The sequence below is a fragment of the Achromobacter xylosoxidans genome (assembly GCF_001457475.1).
In the GTDB taxonomy this organism is placed as follows: Bacteria; Pseudomonadota; Gammaproteobacteria; order Burkholderiales; family Burkholderiaceae_B; genus Achromobacter; species Achromobacter xylosoxidans.
In genome coordinates this window covers 6,176,885-6,194,269 of sequence record NZ_LN831029.1, presented here as the reverse complement: position 1 = coordinate 6,194,269, position 17,385 = coordinate 6,176,885, and the positions used below count along the sequence as shown (strand labels likewise).

Here is a 17,385-nt window from a genome sequence, read left to right as displayed (position 1 = left end):
TCAAGGCAAGCCGGCGCGGTGCGATCCTCCCCGTTTCAGGGTTGCCGGCAACGGCAACGTTTTTTCTCGCGGTAGACGGATGGCCGAGCAAGCAACCCAGCAACCCAGCGACAGCTACGTTCAATCTTTTGCGCGCGGCCTGTCCGTGATCCGGGCGTTCGGCCCGGATCGTTCCCAGATGACGCTGTCCGAGGTCGCGGCCGTCACCGGCCTGACCCGCGCCGGCGCGCGCCGCATCCTGCTGACGCTGGAGCACCTGGGCTACGTCACGGTCGAGGACCGCAAGTTCGCGCTGACCCCGCGCATCCTCGAACTGGGCTACGCCTACCTGTCGGGCACGCCGTTGTGGAACCTGGCACTGCCCTACATGGAAGAAGTGGCCGAGCAGACGCGCGAGTCGTGCTCGGTGTCGGTGCTGGAAGGCGCCGACATCGTCTACATCCTGCGTCTGTCGACGCACAAGGTCATGACCATCAACCTGGCGGTGGGCAGCCGCCTGCCGGCCTGGGTGACGTCGATGGGCCGCGTGCTGCTGGCGGGCCTGCCCGCGGCCGAACTGGACCGGGTGCTGGCCATGAGCCAGATCCAGGCCTATACCAAGGACACCGTGACCGACATCGGCGCGCTCAAGACCATCCTGGCCGGCGTGCGCGCCGACGGCTACGCCTGCGTGGCGCAGGAACTGGAGCCGGGCCTGCAATCCGTCGCGGTGCCGATCGTCGACCGCAGCGGCCGCGTGATCGCCGCGATGAACGTCAGCGGCCATGCCAACCGCTTCTCGCGCGAGGAAATGCTGGCGACCTTCCTGCCGCCGCTGCGCCACGCCGCCGACCAGATCAACCACGCGCTGCTGCGCCGCTAGGCGGCGCGGGCGGGCGGAGTCGGGCAGGCGGGCGGACATGGCGGCCGGCCTCAGATCGGGGCGACGCCCAGCGTCGTGCCGCCGCAGACGTACAGCATCTGGCCGGTGACGAAGCCGTTGTCGGGCGACAGGAAGAACATGGCGGCGCGCGCCACGTCCTCGGGCGTGCCCAGGCGCTTGACCACGATGCTGTTGATGATGCGCTCGGTCTGCGGCGCGCCGGCGGGGTTGCTCTTGGTGAACAGGTCCGTGGCGATGGGGCCGGGGCCGATGGCGTTGACGGTGATGCCGTCGCCGCCCAGTTCCATCGCCAGCGTGCGCGTCAAGCCGACCAGCCCGGCCTTGGTGGCCGAATAGACCACGCGGTCCGGCTTGCCCAGCGCGGCGCGCGACGACATGTTGACGATGCGGCCGAAGCCGGCGGCGCGCATCGCCGGCAGCGCGGCCTGCACCAGGATCAGCGCGGTGCGCAGATGCAGGTTGACCACGTAGTCCAGGTCGGCCAGGGTGGCCGTGTCGGCGGTGCCGGGACGCGTGGCGCCGGCGTTGTTGACCAGGCCGACGATGTCGTAGGCCGCGGTCACTTCGGCGGCCACTTCCTTGGTGCGCGCCTCGTCGGTCAGGTCGGCCTGGTACGACACCAGCCCCGCCGGCGGATGCTCGGGCAGGCGGTAGTCGATGTTGACCACCTTGTGCCCGGCATCCAGCAGCATGCGGACGATGGCGGCGCCGATCCCGGCGCTGCCGCCGGTCACCAGATACGCGGTAGGTTTGCTCATCTCAGCTCCCAATTCAGTTCTCACTGGCGGCGTTCCGAGGAACCCCGCCCCTCAACATTGCATTTCCCCCAGCGGGGACACCGCCAGATCCGGCTTTGCCGGTCTGCAGGTGTCGCCCCCTGGGGGGCGCGCGCAGCGCGTACGGGGGGGCCCTCTTAATGGGTCAGATAGCCCCACGCCAGCACGGCGGTGATGTGGATCACGCCGACCCACAACATCATGATGACCGTATAGCCCATCACGTCGCGCAGCTTGAGCTTGGACAGCGCCAGCGCCGGCAGGATCCAGAAGGGCTGCACCAGATCGTTCCAGGCGTTGCCCAGCATCACGGCCATGGTCGTCTGGTTGAGCGCGCTGCCGATTTCGCGGGCGGCGTCGATCATGAACGGACCCTGGATGACCCAGTGGCCGCCGGCCGAGGGCGCGAAGAAGTTGATGACGAACGAGCTGATCAGGCCCCAGAACGGCAGCGTGGCCGGCGTGGCGACGTCGACGAACACCTTGGAGATCGTGGTCACCAGGCCCGAGGCGGCCATGATGGCCATGATGCCGGCGTAGAACGGGTACTGCAGGATGATGCCCGAGATCGTCTTGATGCCTTCGGTCAGCTTGGCCACGTAGGCGGCCGGCGTGCCCAGCAGGATGATGCCCAGGAACAGGATGATGAAGTTGATCAGGTTCAGGTCGAGCGAGCCGCCATCGATGAAGTGGAAGGCGACGTAGGCCACGCCCAGCGCGCCGATCAGCAGGCTGAGGATGCGGCTGTTGTTCAGCTTGGAGGCGAGGGTGCCTTTCTCCAGCATGTCTTCGGCCGCGTTGGACGCGTTGGCGTCGCGGTCGATGGCCGGATCCACTTCGACGATCTTCTCGCCCTTCTTCGGATGCAGCCAGGCGTTCAGCAGCGGCAGCGTCACGATGATCACCAGGCTGGTGATCAGCATCGGCACCGAGAAGATGGTTTCCGTCAGCGGGATGATGCCCATCTGCTTGGCGGTGGGGTGGCCGGGGGTGGCCACCAGCACCGGGATGCTGGCCGACAGGCCCAGGCCGTACATGGTGAAACCGCTGTAGGCCGCGGCGATGATCAGCGGGTAGTGCACGCCCTTGACCTTGAGCGCCAGCTTCTTGGCGACGATGCCGCCGATGACCAGGCCGAAGCCCCAGTTCAGGTAGCTGCCGATGCCGCCCACCAGCGTGGCGACGATGATGGCGGTGTGCGGCTTGTGCACGTGGCTGACGATGCGGTTGAGCAGGCGGTCGGTCAGCGGCGCGGTGGCCAGCACGTAGCCCATGGCCAGGATCACGGCCATCTGGGTGGTGAACGCCAGCAGGCTCCAGAAGCCCTTGCCCCAGGCGCGGGTCACGTCGCCGATGCCCTGGCCTTCGATGCCCATGGCCAGCAGCACGGTGAGCAAGGTCAGCGCGATCGCGAAGACAAAGGGATCGGGCAGATACTTGCGCATCAGCTCAGTGAAAAAAGATGCCAATTTATTCATGGTGCCTCCTACGAACTCCGGTAAGGCGTATTGCTCTTGTGTCTTGCGCCGTGGCGCGCCGGATGTGGCGGCGCCGCGGGTGGGACGGTCGGTTTCTTTGTGTGGTTGGGCTCGTGGCCCGCTGGCGCGTCGGAGGGATCGCCGCGCGCCTTATGGTGTAGGGTTTCGGTGATGCGGCGGCGTCAGGAATCGCCGGCCTTGGCATTGAGCCACGCGGCCAGCTCGCCCAGCGCCGCGCTCTTGTCGCGCAGCACCCGTTCGCGGCGTTCGGCGCTCCAGGTGTAGAACCCCTGGCCGCTCTTGGCGCCGAGCTGGCCGTTCTCGACCTTGCTCTTGAGCAGCTCGGACGGCTCGGTGCGGTTTTCCAGGTCTTTGTAGAGATAGCTGGCGATGGCGTAGTGGACGTCGATGCCGTTCATGTCGCGCTGCTCCAGCGGACCGGACAGCGCCAGGCGGATGCCCAGGCTCCACTTGACCACTTCGTCGATGTCCTCGGCGCTGGCCACGCCCTTTTCCAGCAGCGAGATGGCCTCGCGCGCCAGGGCGTGCTGGATGCGGTTGGCGATGAAGCCGGGGATGTCCTGGCGCACCAGCACCGGGCGCTTGCCGCCCAGGCGCAGCGTCGCCATGACGCGCGCCACGGTGTCTTCCGAGGTGGCGTCGTTGCGCACCACTTCGACCAGCGGGATGACGTCGGCGGGGGTGAAGAAGTGCGTGCCGACAAAGCGGTCGCGGCGCGCGACAGCACTGGCGATGGCGTTGATCGACAGGCCCGAGGTGTTGGTGGCGAAGATGGCTTCGGGCTTGCACAGCGCATCGAGCTGCGCGAACAGGCCGCGCTTGAGCTCCAGGTTCTCGGGCACCGCCTCGATCACCAGGTCGCAGCTGGCGGCCGCGTCCAGGCCGGGCGCCATGCGGATGCGTTGCATCACGGCGTCGACCTGGCCGGGCGCGTAGACGTTCAACTGGCGTTCGATGACGGCGCGGGCGCGATCCAGGGCGCCGTCCATCGGATCGACCAGGACCACGTCCAATCCCTTCGAGGCGAAGAGCGCGGCGATGCCGCTGCCCATGGCGCCGGCGCCGATGACGGCCAGATTCTGCAGGGGAGTATCCATGAGGGTTCGCTTGCCTTACACGGCGCGCGCGGCGGGCGGCACAGGCGGAACCAGGGAACTGCGATCTGTCTCTTCCGTCGGTGTCTTCCTGTGCGCGGGCCAGAAAAATCGTTGTGTTCTATATACGAACATTTGTGCGTATATAGAATTTCTGGAAAAGATAGTACTAAAAGTTGCCGGGGGTGGACAAATGGCCTTTTTGCGGTGTTCGGCAGGTGGACAGTGTGGAGCGCCGCCAAGCCGCCTGCCGGGGTCGTCGCGTTCCGCACGGAGGGCCGATTCGAGGGGATGGGGGCAAAGAAGGCGCCGGAGCGCGAGGCCCCGGCGCGGCGTTGGTCTTTCGCCTCAGCCCGAATTGCGCAACCCGGCGGCGATGCCGTTGATGGTCAGGTGGATGGCGCGTTGCACGCGTTCGTCGGCCTCGGCGGCGGGCGACTTCTGCGCCGCGCGGTGGCGGCGGATCAGGTCGACCTGCAGGTAGTTGAGCGGGTCGATGTAGGCGAAGCGCTCGCGCAGCGAGGCCTGCAGCGCGGGGTTGTCGGCCAGCAGCTCGCGCCGCGTCAGCAGCTTGAGCATGGCCAGGGTGCGGGCGTGTTCGGCGCTGATCATGCCGAAGATCTTCTCGCGCAGCGCGCGCTGCGGCACCAACTGCGCATAGCGCGCGGCGATGGCCAGGTCGGACTTGGCCAGCACCATCTCCATGTTGGACAGCAGGGTGCGGAAGGCGGGCCAGTCGCGCGCCATTTCGCGCAACTGGGCCAGGCGGCCGCGCTGCGAGCGCGGCGCCCCCGGCGCGCCGGTCTCCAGATAGGCCTCGATGGCCGAGCCCATGCCGTACCAGCCGGTCAGCATCAGGCGGCATTGGGCCCAGGAAAACCCCCAGGGGATGGCGCGCAGGTCTTCGATGCGCTGGCCCTTCTTGCGCGAGGCCGGGCGCGAGCCGATGTTCAGGCCGGCGATCTCGGCGATGGGCGTGGCGGCGAAGAAGTACTCGGCAAAGCGCGGCGTGTCATACACCAGGCCGCGGTAGCTGCGCTGCGCGGTCTCGGACATGAACGACATGGCCGGGCCGTGCTGCGCCATGTGCGCGTCTTCCGCGCTGGTGGCCTCGGCGCGCGGCGCCAGGCTGGATTCGAGCGTGGCGGCGACCAGCAGCTCCAGGTGCCAGCGGCCGACCTCGGCGTCCTTGTACTTGCTCTGGATGACCTCGCCCTGTTCGGTCAGGCGGATCTGGCCGGCCACCGTGCCCGGCGGCTGCGCCAGGATGGCGTCGAAGCTGGAGCCGCCGCCCCGGCCCACCGAGCCGCCGCGTCCATGGAACAGGCGCAGGCGCACGTGGCGGCTGGAGAACACGTCGACCAGTGCGCGCTCGGCCTGGTACAGCGACCAGTTGGAGGTGAGGAAACCGCCGTCCTTGTTGCTGTCGGAATAACCCAGCATGACTTCCTGGGCGCCGTTCTGGGCGCGCTTCACGCGCTCGCGGATCTCGGGCAGGTCGAGCCAGGCGGCCATGATGTCGGCGCCGCGCTGCAAGTCGGGAATGGTCTCGAACAGCGGCACCACCATCAGGCCGTCTTCCGGCGGGATGTCCTGGCCGGCGGGCGCGATCAGGCCCGCTTCCTTCTGCAGCACCATCACTTCCAGCAGGTCGCTGAGGGTTTCGGTGTGCGAGACGATGGTCTGGCGCACGGCCTGCCTGCCATAGCGCTGGCGGCCGGCGGCGGCGGCGCGCAGCACCGCGAGTTCGCGCGTGGTGTCCTCGCTGTAGGCGATCCAGGGCGAGGCCAGCGGCCGCGCCTGCGCCAGTTCGGCGCGCAGCAGGGCCACGCGCGCGTCCTCGTCCAGCGCCAGATAGTCCAGCGGCTGGCCCGCGTGCGTGACGCCGGCGCGGCTGAACAATTCGGCCAGCGCGCGCTCGTGCACGTCGGAACTCTGGCGCAGGTCGACCGTGGCGAGGTGGAAACCGAACACTTCGACCGCCTGCTGCAAGCCGGCCAGCCGCAGCCGGCCGATGGGCGCGCCATGATGCGCGGCCAGCGACGCGGCGATGATGGCCAAGTCGGCCGACAATTCCTGCGGCGTGTCGTAGGGTTGCGCCGCGACGGTGCTGCGGCGGGCCAGGTTCTGGCCGGTCAGGCGCAGCGCGGTGGCGGCCAGGCGCGCATAGACGCCGACCAGCGCGCGGCGGTAGGGCTCGTCGCTGCGATGCGGCGAGTCGTCGCCGCTGTGTTCGGCCAGCGCCAGCAGCGCCGGGTCGACCGCGATCAGCAGCGTGGTGATGGACAGTTCGGCGCCCAGCGCGTGGACTTCCTGCAGATAGTGCTCGAACAGCACCGTGGCCTGGCGCAGCAGGGCGCGCTCCAGCGTGTCGGCGTCGACGTTGGGGTTGCCGTCGCGGTCGCCGCCGATCCAGCTGCCCATGCGCAGGAACGGCTCCAGCGGCGCGGGCGGGGCGCCGAAGGGCTTGGCGTCGCGGTTGAGCAGCTTGGACAGGTCGCCGTAGACGCGCGGGATGACCTGCAGGAAGGTGCTGCGGTAGTACGACAGCGCGTTCTCGATTTCGTCGGCCACCGTCAGGCGGGTGTAGCGCAGCATGCGCGTCTGCCACAGCGTGGCCACGCGGCCGAGCAGCGCGGCGTCGAGCTCGGCCAGTTCCTCGGGAGTCAGGGGTTGGTCGCGCTGGGTCAATGCCGCGGCGATCTCGCGATGCACGTCCAGCGTGCTCTTGCGCTGCACCTCGGTGGGGTGGGCGGTCAGCACCGGCATGACGCAGGCCTCGGCCAGCAGGCGGCGGATGCGCGCGGGCGTCACGCCCTGGCGGCCCAGGGTCTGCACGGCATCGTGCAGGCTGCCGCGGGCCGGCGCGTCGCCCGCCAGCGCGCGGGCGCGCTGGCTGCGGTTCTGGTCGCGGTCCTCGGCGATGTTGGACAGGTGCAGGAAATAGCTGAAGGCGCGCGCCACCGAGTTGGGGTCGCTGCCCTGCAGGTGCTTGACGCGCTGTTCCAGCAGCTTGCCGTCGGCGGCATTGCCTTCGCGGCGGAATTTGACGGCGGTGCGGCGCAGGGTCTCGATGGTGTCGAAGACGCGTTTGCCTTCGCATTCGGCGATGACTTCGCCGAGCAATCGGCCTAACAGCCGGATATCGTGACGCAAGGGTTCTGCTGAATCGGACTGCGGGCGGCTGGCATTCATCGGGCGGGAGATCCGTCGGGCTGCTGGAAAAGGGGAAGGGTCAGGTGATGCGCACTGCGGGTAAACCGTAAACGAGAACGGCACCGATTTTACGCAGGCTTCCTTACGGGGAAGACGGCCAGCTGCGGTAAAGTCTGGCCTATCCCTTAGTCTTTGCAGAAACCCCCTTTTATGCTGAATCACCAACGTCGCGCGCTCGTGCTGTTTTCGGGCGGACAGGATTCCACCACCTGCCTGGCCTGGGCGCTGGACCGCTATGCCCATGTGGAAACCGTGGCGTTCGATTACGGCCAGCGCCACCGCATCGAGCTGGATGCGCGCCTGAATGTGCTGCGCGACATCCGCGCGCGTTTTCCGCAATGGGCGCCGCGACTGGGCGAAGACCATCTGCTGGACCTGAAGGTGCTGGGCCAGGTGGGCGACACCGCCATGACCAGCGACCGCGCCATCGAGATGCAGGCCAATGGCCTGCCCAACACCTTCGTGCCCGGCCGCAACCTGCTGTTCCTGACGCTGGCGGCCGCGCTGGGCTACCGGCGTCAGCTGGACGTGCTGGTGGGCGGCATGTGCGAAACCGATTTTTCGGGCTATCCCGATTGCCGCGACGACACCATCAAGGCGCAACAGGTGGCGCTGGGGTTGGGCCTGGGCAGCCGCGTCACCATCGAGACGCCGCTGATGTGGATCGACAAATCGGAAACCTGGGCGTTGGCCAGGAGCCTGGGCGGCGACGCGCTGGTCGAGACCATCGTCGAGGAAAGCCACACCTGTTACCTGGGCGAGCGCGGCGCGCGCCATGCCTGGGGCTATGGCTGCGGCGAATGCCCGGCCTGCAAGCTGCGCCGAGCCGGCTGGGACAAATGGCAGGCGCAGGGCGGGGCCTGAGGCGTCCACCCGTCCCTCCACCGATAACCCCTGGATTCACATTGCGCCGGCGACAGGCCGCGGCGCATTGCCGACCTGCGCCGCAATGGCGTCAGAACTCGCGCGGACGGTAGCCAGGCGCGTGTCGCTACGTTTCGCCGATCAGTGATTTTTATTTCGATATATTGAATTCCATTCATTTAAAAGTGAATGGAATTCAATTATTTTCGACTTTGCGCAGTGACGTGAACGATTGAGCGCCCTTTTTTTGCGACCCTGTTCCCGGTATGGAGATGCAAACAAACATTTCAATACCGTTCGATGGAAAGCGGTTTCACTCAGGGCTCAATCATCATGAATCGGTCGCGCATTATCCTTATTTTCGACAACGAATTCGCCAAGCAGGGCATCTCCGATTCGCTCGAGCAGATCGGTTTCGTCCTGAATCCCGTATCGCTCCAGGAACCGGCGCCGGCGTGCCAGGCCGGCGAAATCCAGGTGCACCTGTGCCTGCCGCGAGATCTGGACATCACCATCGGCCAGTTGCGCGCGCGCTTCGCCCATTCCACGATCATCGCCATCCGCCACATCGAAAGCCCGGCGGTGCGGATCAATGCGCTGCTGGCCGGCGCCGACAGCTGCTATGGCGCCAACATCAGCTATAGCGAAGTGGCGGCCGCGATCCAGTCGGCGCAACGCAAACTGACACTGTGCCAACCGCCCGCGGCGGTCGCGCCGCGGCGGCCGGACGCGCCGCCCGATCCGACCGCGGCCGAAAAAAGCTGGCGGCTGTGCGACAACGAATGGACGCTGGTCTCGCCCGCGGGGCCGGGCGTCAGCCTCACGCCCATGGAGCGCGCGGTGCTCAAAGGCATGCACGCGCATGCCGAACGGCTCATCCGCCGCGCCGATTTCGCGGTCGCCAGCCTGGATATCCCCGGCAACGGCCGCGCGCTGGACCTGGTCATCAGCCGCCTCAAGCGCAAGGGCGCGGCCGCCGGGCTGAGCATTCCGATCCGCAGCTTGCGCGGCAAGGGGTATTCGTTCTCCGCCGCGTTGGCGCAGGATAGCGCCGCCGGCGACGGCCGAGAACCGGCGGCGCCCCGGAAAGAGGGCGGGCCCGTCTCGCCGTTGCTGGCCGCGATCCAAGGGGACCGGCTGCAATTCCACTACCAGCCCATCGTCGCCGCTTCGGACCTGGAGATCGTGGGCGCCGAGGCGCTGTTGAGGTGGCGGGCGGCCGGCGGCGAAACGCTGGGCATCGACGGCCTGTTGCGCGAGGCCGGGGCGCCCGAGGTCGCGCAAGCCCTGATCAGCTGGGGCATTCGCACCATTGCGAGCGACCAGGCGCGCTGGCGGCAGGCTGCGCGCGGCTGCGGACCGGCTGTCAATATCAATATCTCGCCCCAGAGCTTTGCCCGCCGTGACGTCGTCGGCGTGATCCTGCGCGATATCGCCGTGTGTGGACTGGCGCCGCGCGATATCCGCATCGAACTTACCGAAGAGGCGGCCTTGCACGCGGCCAGCGCGGACATCCGTTGCATGCTGGAGGAGTTCACCAGCCGCGGCATCCAGGTGTGGCTGGACGATTTCGGCAAGGGCTACAACAACCTCGAATGGCTGTCGACGCTACCGCTGGCGGGCTTGAAACTCGACAAGTCCATCGTCTGGAGCGCGGCGCGGCAGGCCGATGCGCAGAAAGTGCTGGCCTCGATCTGCCAGCTGGCGCGGGATCTGGATATCGTCACCGTGGCCGAAGGGGTAGAAACCGAGGCGCATTGCCGGGCCGCGCGGGAAGCCGGCTGCGACCTGTTGCAGGGCTTCCTGTTCTTCAGGCCCGGCACCGCCGACGAACTGGCCACCGCGTTGAACGCGCAATGCCAACGCCGTGACGACGTGGCCTGGGCGCGCGACCGCGGTGCGCCCGCCACGGCGGTCTGCGACGGCGGCGCGCCGTTCAGCCCCGTGCCCGGGCAATGAAGCGCCACCGCAGCGCCAATGCGGCGGCCAGGATGGCGCCGGCCACGCCGGCGGACATGCCCATCGCGGCATGCGCCCCATGCCGTTGCACGACGTAGGCGTACGCCACCGGCGCGGCGGCCGTCAGCAGGAAGCTGGGCATCAGCAGGGCGCCGGTCACCGCGCCGTAACTGCGGAAGTCGAACAGTGCCAGCGGCAGCGTGCCGCGCGTGATGGTCAGCAGGCCGTTGCAGGCACCGTACAGCGAGGCATAGGCGGCCAGGGCGGCGAGATGGCCGCCGGAGAACAGCGCCAGCATGAAGCCGAGCGGCAGCAGGGCGGCCACCGCCAGGGTCAGGGTCAGCGGATGCAGGCGAGATCCCAGCGCGACATCGGCAAGCCGCGAGGCGAACTGGCCAATGCCCCATAGCGCGGCGACGTTGACGGCCAGGGCCTTGGCCAGGCCAAGGCCGGACAGCAGGGGGATCAGGTGGGCGGCGTTGCCGGCCGCCAGGAAGTTGGTCAGCATGGCGATCGTGGCATACAGCGCGCCAGCCAGGCGACGCTCGCGGGCATTGCGCGCCAGGCCGGCTCCGCCCTGGCCGGGTGCCTGCGCCGGCGCGGCGTAGCGCGTGCGCGGCAGCGCCAGGTACATCGGCAGCGTCGCCAGCGCCAGCGCGGCGTACGCCAGCACCGCGCCGCGCCAGCCCAGCCAATCCGACAGCGCATGGCCCACCGGCCACATCACCGTCGAGGCGAGTCCGCCGAACAGGGTGATCTGCGACATCGGCCGGCGCGCGGCGGGACCCGCGGCGCGCGCCAGCGAAGCGAAGGCGGCGTCATACAGGCACAGCCGCATGCCCAGGCCTAACAGCGTCCAGGCGGCGAAGTACGCCACCGGCCCGTGCGCGGCGGCCAGCAGGATGCAGCCGGCCGCGGCCACGACGGCGCCGGTCGGCATGATGCGGTGGCCGCCCCAGCGGTCCACCGCCCGGCCAGCCAGCGGCGAAACCAGCGCCATGACGACGATGGCACAGGAGAAGCCGCCATAGATAGTGGCGGGGTTCCAGTCCAGGTCGGCGGCCATGTCCAGTCCAAGCGCGCCGATCAGGTAGAACGTCACTCCCCAGCCGACCAGTTGGGTCAGGCCCAGGCAGACCACCGCGCGGGCGGCGATCACGGGCGTTGCGGCGGCGTGCCGTCGCCTTCGCCAAGCGCGCGCTGCATCAGCACGGTGTCGCGCCATTCGCCATGCTTGTGACCCACGGAGCGCAGCGTGCCGACCGGATGGAAGCCCTGGCGCGCATGCACCGCGAGCGAGGCGGCGTTGCGGCTGTCGCCCACCACCGCCAGCATCTGCCGCCAGCCGGCCGCGGTGCAGCGTTCGACCAGCGTCGCCAGCAACCTGCCGCCGATGCCCTGGCCGGCGCGGCCGGCCTTGACGTAGACCGAATCCTCGACGGTGTGGCGGTAGGCGGGACGCGGACGATAGGGGGTCACGTAGGCATAGCCCACGACTTCACCGTCGATTTCGGCCACCAGGTAGGGCATGTCCTTTTCCAGCACGCCGGCGCGCCGCTGGCGCATTTCCTGGATCGACGGCGGGTCCAGTTCGAACGACGCGGTGCCGTGCTGCACGTGATGCGCGTAGATGGATTTGATCGCGGGCAGGTCGGCGTCGACGCTGTCGCGGATCAGGATGGGGGCGGCGGAGGGCGGCATGGCGGTGTTTTCTGCGGTGGGGGATCGATGGAAAGCAGCCGCCAGTGTGGCGCAGGCCCATGCATAAATAAAGCTTTGGTCTATTATGGTTTTCATAAGCAAAACTTTGGATGACGGGCGGACCATGCGCGGCCTCAATCTGGACGCCCTGCGCACGTTTGCGCAGGTGATCGAACTGGGCAGTTTTTCGGCGGCCGCCGAACGCGGCGGCATCACCCAACCCGCGGTCAGCCTGCAGGTGCGCCAGCTCGAGCGCCGCTTCGGCCTGAAGCTGGTCGAGCGGGTCGGCCGGCGCGCCGGTCCCACCGCCGCCGGACTGGAACTGCTGACCCACATCCGGGCCATCGACGCGGCGCTGGCGCAGGCCGAGCAGGCCATGACCGCGCATGCTTCACAGGTGACGGGCCGCGTGCGGCTGGGCACCGGCGCCACCGCCTGCACCTACCTGCTGCCGCCCCTGCTGGCCGATCTGCGGCGCCGTTTTCCGGCGCTGGACGTGGTGGCCAGCACCGGCAATACCGCCGACATGCTGCGCGGGCTGGAGAACAACACGTTGGACATCGGCCTGGTGACCCTGCCCGCGCCGGGGCGCATGATCGAGGCCACGCCGGTGCTTGAAGACGAGTTCGTGGCCATCTTCCCCGCGCGGGGGCCGCTGGCGATTCCCGACGCGGTGACGCCGCAGGCGTTGGCGGCATTGCCGCTGGTGCTGTTCGAGCCGGGCGCGCGCACCCGCCGCCTGGTGGACGACTGGTTCGAAGAGGCCGGAGTGGCGGTCAAGCCGGTCATGGAGCTGGGCAGCACCGAGGCCATGAAGGAAATCGTGGCCGCCGGCCTGGCCTGCGCGGTGCTGCCCAGGATGGCGGTGAGCGGCGCGGGCCAGCGCGGCAGCCTGGCGCTGCGTTCGCTGGCGCCGCGCCTGGCGCGCACCCTGGCGGTGGTGGTGCGCCGCGACAAGCCGCTCAGCCGCGGGCTGCGGCACCTGCAGGAGGCATTGCTGGCGCTGCGGACGTGAACGCGTAGGGGTGGAACACGTCCACCGGCAATTGGTTGCATGCCTGCACGCAGTCGCGCACGGCGGCCATGTCGGAAAAGTCCAGGCCGCTGGCGATGCCCTGCCGGTCCAGGTTCAGCGCCAACGTCACCAGATCGACGTTGCCGGTGCGTTCGCCGTTGCCGAAGAGGCAGCCTTCGACGCGGTCGGCGCCCGCCAGCACCGCCAGTTCCGCCGAGGCCACGGCGGTGCCGCGGTCGTTGTGCGGATGCACGCTCAGCACGATGCTGTCGCGCCGCGCCAGGCGGCGGTGCATCCATTCGATCTGGTCCGCGTACACGTTGGCGGTCGTGCACTCCACCGTCGACGGCAGGTTGATGATCATCTTGCGGGCCGGCGTCGGTCGCCAGATGGCGCTGACCGCATCGCAGACCTCGAGCGCGAAATCCAGCTCGGCCAGGCTGAAGGTCTCGGGCGAGTATTCGTAGATCCACTCCGTCTCCGGATGCGCGTCGGCCAGCGCGCGGATCTGGCGGGTGCCGGCCAGCGCGATCTCCTTGATCTCGGCGCGGCTCATGCCGAACACGATGCGGCGCCATTGCGGCGCTATCGGGTTGTACAGGTGCACGATGGCGCGCGGCGCGCCGCGCAGCGATTCGAAGGTGCGCGCGATCAGGTCGGGCCGCGACTGGGTCAGGACCTCGATGGTGACGTCGCTGGGGATGCGGCTTTCCTCGATCAGCTTGCGCACGAAATTGAAATCCGTGTCGGACGCCGAGGGAAACGCCACTTCGATCTCTTTCAGGCCCACCGCCACCAATTGCTCGAAAAAGCGCAGCTTGCGGGCCGCGTCCATGGGCTCTATCAGCGCCTGGTTGCCGTCGCGCATGTCGGTGCTCATCCAGATCGGCGGTGCGCTCGGACGGCGCGTGGGCCACTGGCGTTCGGCGTAGTCGCGCGAAAAGGGCTGGACGGGGCGGTACTTGTGTTGGGGGTGGTCGAGCATGGAAACCTCCGGCCGCGCGGCGCGCGGCGTCTGTGGCCGCCGGTCTGCGGCGGCGGGCGGGCAAGGGAGGTGGCGAACGGACCCTTCAAAGGGGCCGTGGCTGCCGGGCGGCCACGGGGCGCAAGGCCCGGCAACCGCGCGCTAGTCGTAGCGTCGACGCGGCGGCGTGCGCGACAGGAGTGTCGAAGGGGCGGGCGGCCGGAAGGGCTGGCGCGCAGGCGCAAGCGGGGCGGGCGTCCGGGATGGCGCGCGTCGAGGTGAAGGCGTCCGATTTGCCGGCCACGTGCGCGCGCCTGCCGCACAAGGTGGCGCAGGCGGCGGTGGAACTGGGGGCGGGACGCATGATCGGGGCGCGGGCAGCAATGAAATCGAACGGGGATGCCGGCAGGATAGGTACACTGGAAAAGACCGTCTACCGCCAGCTGGACATGAATCGTCGAGAAATGGACAAACCCAAACCGCCGTCGCGCCTGGCCGGCTCGCGCAAGCCCGCCGATCTGGACCTGTTCCCATACGAATCCTCGCTGCGCCCGGTGGCCGCGCTGGCCGTGGACTACGAGGACGGGCATCGCGTGGGCCGCCATCGTCACCGCCGTTCGCAGCTGGTGTATGCGATCTCGGGCGTGATGGTGGTGGATACCGACGCCGGCATCTGGGTGGTGCCGCCCACGCGCGGCGTGTGGGTGCCGGCCTGGGTATCCCACTCCATCCGCATGAGCGGCGAGCCGCGCATGCGCACCGTGTTCGTCGAGCCGGGGGCGGCCTCGCACCTGCCCACCGAATGCTGCGTGCTGTCGATCTCGCCGCTGTTGCGCGAGCTGATGGTGGCGGCCGCGGAGGTGCCGCTGGACTGGAAGCCGGGCACCCGCGATGGCCGGCTGATGCTGCTGCTGCTGGACGAATTGAAACAGGAGCCGGTGCTGCCGCTGCACCTGCCGCAGCCGTCCGAGCCGCGCCTGGCGCGCATCTGTCGCGCCATCGTGCGCCACCCCGAGCGGCAGGCGGGCGCGGCCGACTGGGCGCGCGAATTGGGGGTGGATCCCAAGACGGTGCACCGCCTGTTCCTGCGGCATACCGGCATGACCTTCGGCCGCTGGCGCCAGCAGGCGCGCCTGCTGGCGGCGATGGAGCGGCTGGCGCGCGGCGAGCGGGTATTGGATGTGGCCCTGGACCTGGGCTATGAAAGCCCCAGCGCCTTCGCGGCCATGTTCCGCAAAGCCCTGGGCGAGCCGCCCAGCGCCTTCGCCGCGCGCGGCGCGGCGTCCGCCTGATGGCCGCGGCGCGGTCTCGGGGCGGCCTCGGAGGCGGTCCGCGGCCGCTGCGCGCCGGAACCAGCGTATTATTTACCGTTTTGCCGCCCACGCTAATAGCCTGAGACAAGATCATGCCGCACTACCGTTCCCGCACCTCGACCCACGGCCGCAACATGGCCGGCGCCCGCGCCCTGTGGCGCGCCACCGGCATGAAGGACGGAGACTTCGGCAAGCCGATCATCGCGGTGGTCAACTCGTTCACGCAGTTCGTGCCGGGCCACGTGCACCTGCGCGACCTGGGCGCGCTGGTCGCCAAGGAAATCGAGGCCGCCGGCGGCGTCGCCAAGGAATTCAACACCATCGCCGTCGATGACGGCATCGCCATGGGCCACGGCGGCATGCTGTATTCGCTGCCTTCGCGCGAACTGATCGCCGACTCGGTCGAATACATGGTCAACGCGCACTGCGCCGACGCCATGGTCTGCATCTCGAACTGCGACAAGATCACCCCGGGGATGCTGATGGCCGCGATGCGCCTGAACATCCCGGTGGTGTTCGTGTCCGGCGGCCCGATGGAAGCCGGCAAGGTCAAGTCGCCGACCGACGGCAAGGTGATCGCCAAGATCGACCTGATCGACGCCATGATCAAGGCCGCCGATCCCAACGTGTCGGACGCCGACGTGGCCGAAGTCGAACGCAGCGCGTGTCCGACCTGCGGCTCCTGTTCCGGCATGTTCACCGCCAACTCGATGAACTGCCTGACCGAGGCCATCGGCCTGGCGCTGCCGGGCAACGGCACCATCGTCGCCACGCACGCCTGGCGTAAGGGGCTGTTCGAGCAGGCCGGCCGCCTGGTGGTGGACCTGTGCCGCCGCTACTACGTCGAGGAAGACGAATCGGTCCTGCCGCGCAGCATCGCCACCAAGAGCGCGTTCCAGAACGCCATGGCGCTGGACGTGGCCATGGGCGGTTCCACCAACACCGTGCTGCACCTGCTGGCCGCGGCGCAGGAAGCCGGCGTCGACTTCACCATGGCCGACATCGACCGCATTTCGCGCAAGGTGCCGTGCCTGTGCAAGGCCGCCCCGGCCACCGACAAGTACCACATCGAAGACGTGCACCGCGCCGGCGGCATCCTGGGCATCCTGGGTGAACTGGCGCGCGCCGATCTGCTCGACCTGTCCTGCGGCAACGTGCACAGCGGCACGCTGGGCAACGCCATCGCGCAATGGGACGTGGCCGGCGGCGCCGGCGAAGCGGCGCAGAAGTTCTATCGCGCCGCGCCCGGCGGCATCCCCACCACCGTGGCCTTCAGCCAGGACGCCACCTTCCTGACGCTGGACACCGACCGCAAGACCGGCTGCATCCGCAGCAAGGAAAACGCCTACTCCAAGGACGGCGGCCTGGCCGTGCTGTACGGCAACCTGGCCGAGAAGGGCTGCATCGTCAAGACCGCCGGCGTGGACGAATCGCAGTGGGTCTTCACCGGCCGCGCGCGCGTGTTCGAAAGCCAGGACGACGCCGTCGAAGGCATCCTGGGCGACAAGGTCGCGCCGGGCGACGTGGTGGTGATCCGCTACGAAGGCCCCAAGGGCGGCCCCGGCATGCAGGAAATGCTGTACCCCACGTCGTACCTGAAGTCCAAGGGCCTGGGCAAGACCTGCGCGCTGTTCACCGATGGCCGCTTCTCGGGCGGCTCGTCGGGCCTGGTGATCGGCCACGCCTCGCCCGAAGCGGCCGAGGGCGGCACCATCGGCCTGGTGGAAGACGGCGACACCATCGAGATCGACATCCCCAACCGAAAGATGCACCTGGCCGTGTCCGACGAGGAACTGGCCCGCCGCCGCGCCGCGATGAACGCGCGCGCCGATGGCGGCTGGCTGCCGGTGGACCGCGAGCGCGTGGTGTCGCAGGCCCTGCAGGCCTACGCGGCGCTGGCCACCTCGGCCGACCGTGGCGCGGTGCGCGATCTGTCGCAGCTCAAGCAGAAGCGTTGATCGGCCGGCGGTCGATCCCATGGAAAAAGCGGCGCCGCGTGCGCCGCTTTTTCTTTTTTGGTCGCAGAGCCAGATAACCCTGCCGCCGGCCCGGCCACCGCGCAATCGGGGCGTCCAGGCGCTATAAAATTCCGCTACTCGTG

The 17,385-nt window shown here is 68.7% G+C and carries 13 protein-coding genes; 6 read left to right on the top strand and 7 right to left on the bottom strand.

Features of this window, described 5'->3' with window-relative positions; genetic code table 11:
* The first annotated feature begins 79 nt into the window (after positions 1-79).
* Positions 80-862, top strand: coding sequence for an IclR family transcriptional regulator (locus tag AT699_RS27865; RefSeq protein WP_024070576.1), 783 nt, complete (start codon positions 80-82; stop codon positions 860-862).
* A 50-nt stretch (positions 863-912) separates the two neighbouring features.
* Here AT699_RS27865 and AT699_RS27860 read toward each other — a convergent pair whose 3' ends face one another.
* The 4 genes from AT699_RS27860 to ppc all read right to left on the bottom strand — a co-directional run bounded on the left by AT699_RS27860 (position 913) and on the right by ppc (position 7,447).
* On the bottom strand, positions 913-1,641 hold the full coding sequence (locus tag AT699_RS27860; protein ID WP_024070575.1) for an SDR family NAD(P)-dependent oxidoreductase: 729 nt from the start codon (positions 1,639-1,641) through the stop codon (positions 913-915).
* A 155-nt stretch (positions 1,642-1,796) separates the two neighbouring features.
* A complete protein-coding gene (locus AT699_RS27855) occupies positions 1,797-3,137 on the bottom strand; it encodes a short-chain fatty acid transporter (RefSeq protein WP_006390043.1) in 1,341 nt (446 codons plus the stop codon).
* Between the two features lie 182 nt (positions 3,138-3,319).
* Complete coding sequence (locus AT699_RS27850; RefSeq protein WP_024070574.1) at positions 3,320-4,255, bottom strand: 3-hydroxyacyl-CoA dehydrogenase family protein; 936 nt, start codon at positions 4,253-4,255, stop codon at positions 3,320-3,322.
* A gap of 345 nt (positions 4,256-4,600) precedes the next feature.
* Entirely contained in the window at positions 4,601-7,447 is a 2,847-nt protein-coding gene (gene ppc, locus AT699_RS27845; protein WP_024070573.1) for a phosphoenolpyruvate carboxylase, read from the bottom strand.
* 171 nt (positions 7,448-7,618) lie between these two features.
* Between ppc and queC the strand changes: the two genes are divergently transcribed.
* Both queC and AT699_RS27835 read left to right on the top strand, forming a co-directional pair.
* The gene (gene queC, locus AT699_RS27840) at positions 7,619-8,332 is read left to right on the top strand and encodes a 7-cyano-7-deazaguanine synthase QueC (protein WP_006390049.1); all 714 of its coding nucleotides are present in this window, start codon (positions 7,619-7,621) and stop codon (positions 8,330-8,332) included.
* A gap of 333 nt (positions 8,333-8,665) precedes the next feature.
* Entirely contained in the window at positions 8,666-10,291 is a 1,626-nt protein-coding gene (locus AT699_RS27835; protein ID WP_024070572.1) for an EAL domain-containing protein, read from the top strand.
* Here AT699_RS27835 and AT699_RS27830 read toward each other — a convergent pair.
* Entirely contained in the window at positions 10,269-11,450 is a 1,182-nt protein-coding gene (locus AT699_RS27830; RefSeq protein WP_024070571.1) for an MFS transporter, read from the bottom strand. The genes AT699_RS27835 and AT699_RS27830 overlap by 23 nt on opposite strands.
* Complete coding sequence (locus AT699_RS27825; protein ID WP_049053005.1) at positions 11,447-11,992, bottom strand: GNAT family N-acetyltransferase; 546 nt, start codon at positions 11,990-11,992, stop codon at positions 11,447-11,449. Before AT699_RS27825 ends, AT699_RS27830 begins: the two co-directional genes overlap by 4 nt.
* A 124-nt stretch (positions 11,993-12,116) precedes the next feature.
* On the opposite strand from AT699_RS27825, the gene AT699_RS27820 reads away from it, so the two are divergent.
* Positions 12,117-13,007 carry a LysR family transcriptional regulator gene (locus tag AT699_RS27820; RefSeq protein WP_026382245.1) on the top strand — a complete coding sequence of 297 codons (891 nt, stop codon included), beginning with the start codon at positions 12,117-12,119 and terminating at the stop codon, positions 13,005-13,007.
* Here AT699_RS27820 and AT699_RS27815 read toward each other — a convergent pair.
* Positions 12,955-13,992, bottom strand: coding sequence for a 2-isopropylmalate synthase (locus AT699_RS27815; RefSeq protein ID WP_024070568.1), 1,038 nt, complete (start codon positions 13,990-13,992; stop codon positions 12,955-12,957). The genes AT699_RS27820 and AT699_RS27815 overlap by 53 nt on opposite strands.
* A gap of 443 nt (positions 13,993-14,435) precedes the next feature.
* Between AT699_RS27815 and AT699_RS27810 the strand changes: the two genes are divergently transcribed.
* Together AT699_RS27810 and ilvD are read left to right on the top strand one after the other, a co-directional pair.
* On the top strand, positions 14,436-15,263 hold the full coding sequence (locus tag AT699_RS27810; RefSeq protein ID WP_053499537.1) for an AraC family transcriptional regulator: 828 nt from the start codon (positions 14,436-14,438) through the stop codon (positions 15,261-15,263).
* 113 nt (positions 15,264-15,376) lie between these two features.
* The gene (ilvD, locus tag AT699_RS27805; RefSeq protein WP_024070566.1) at positions 15,377-17,242 is read left to right on the top strand and encodes a dihydroxy-acid dehydratase; all 1,866 of its coding nucleotides are present in this window, start codon (positions 15,377-15,379) and stop codon (positions 17,240-17,242) included.
* Positions 17,243-17,385: the final 143 nt, after the last annotated feature.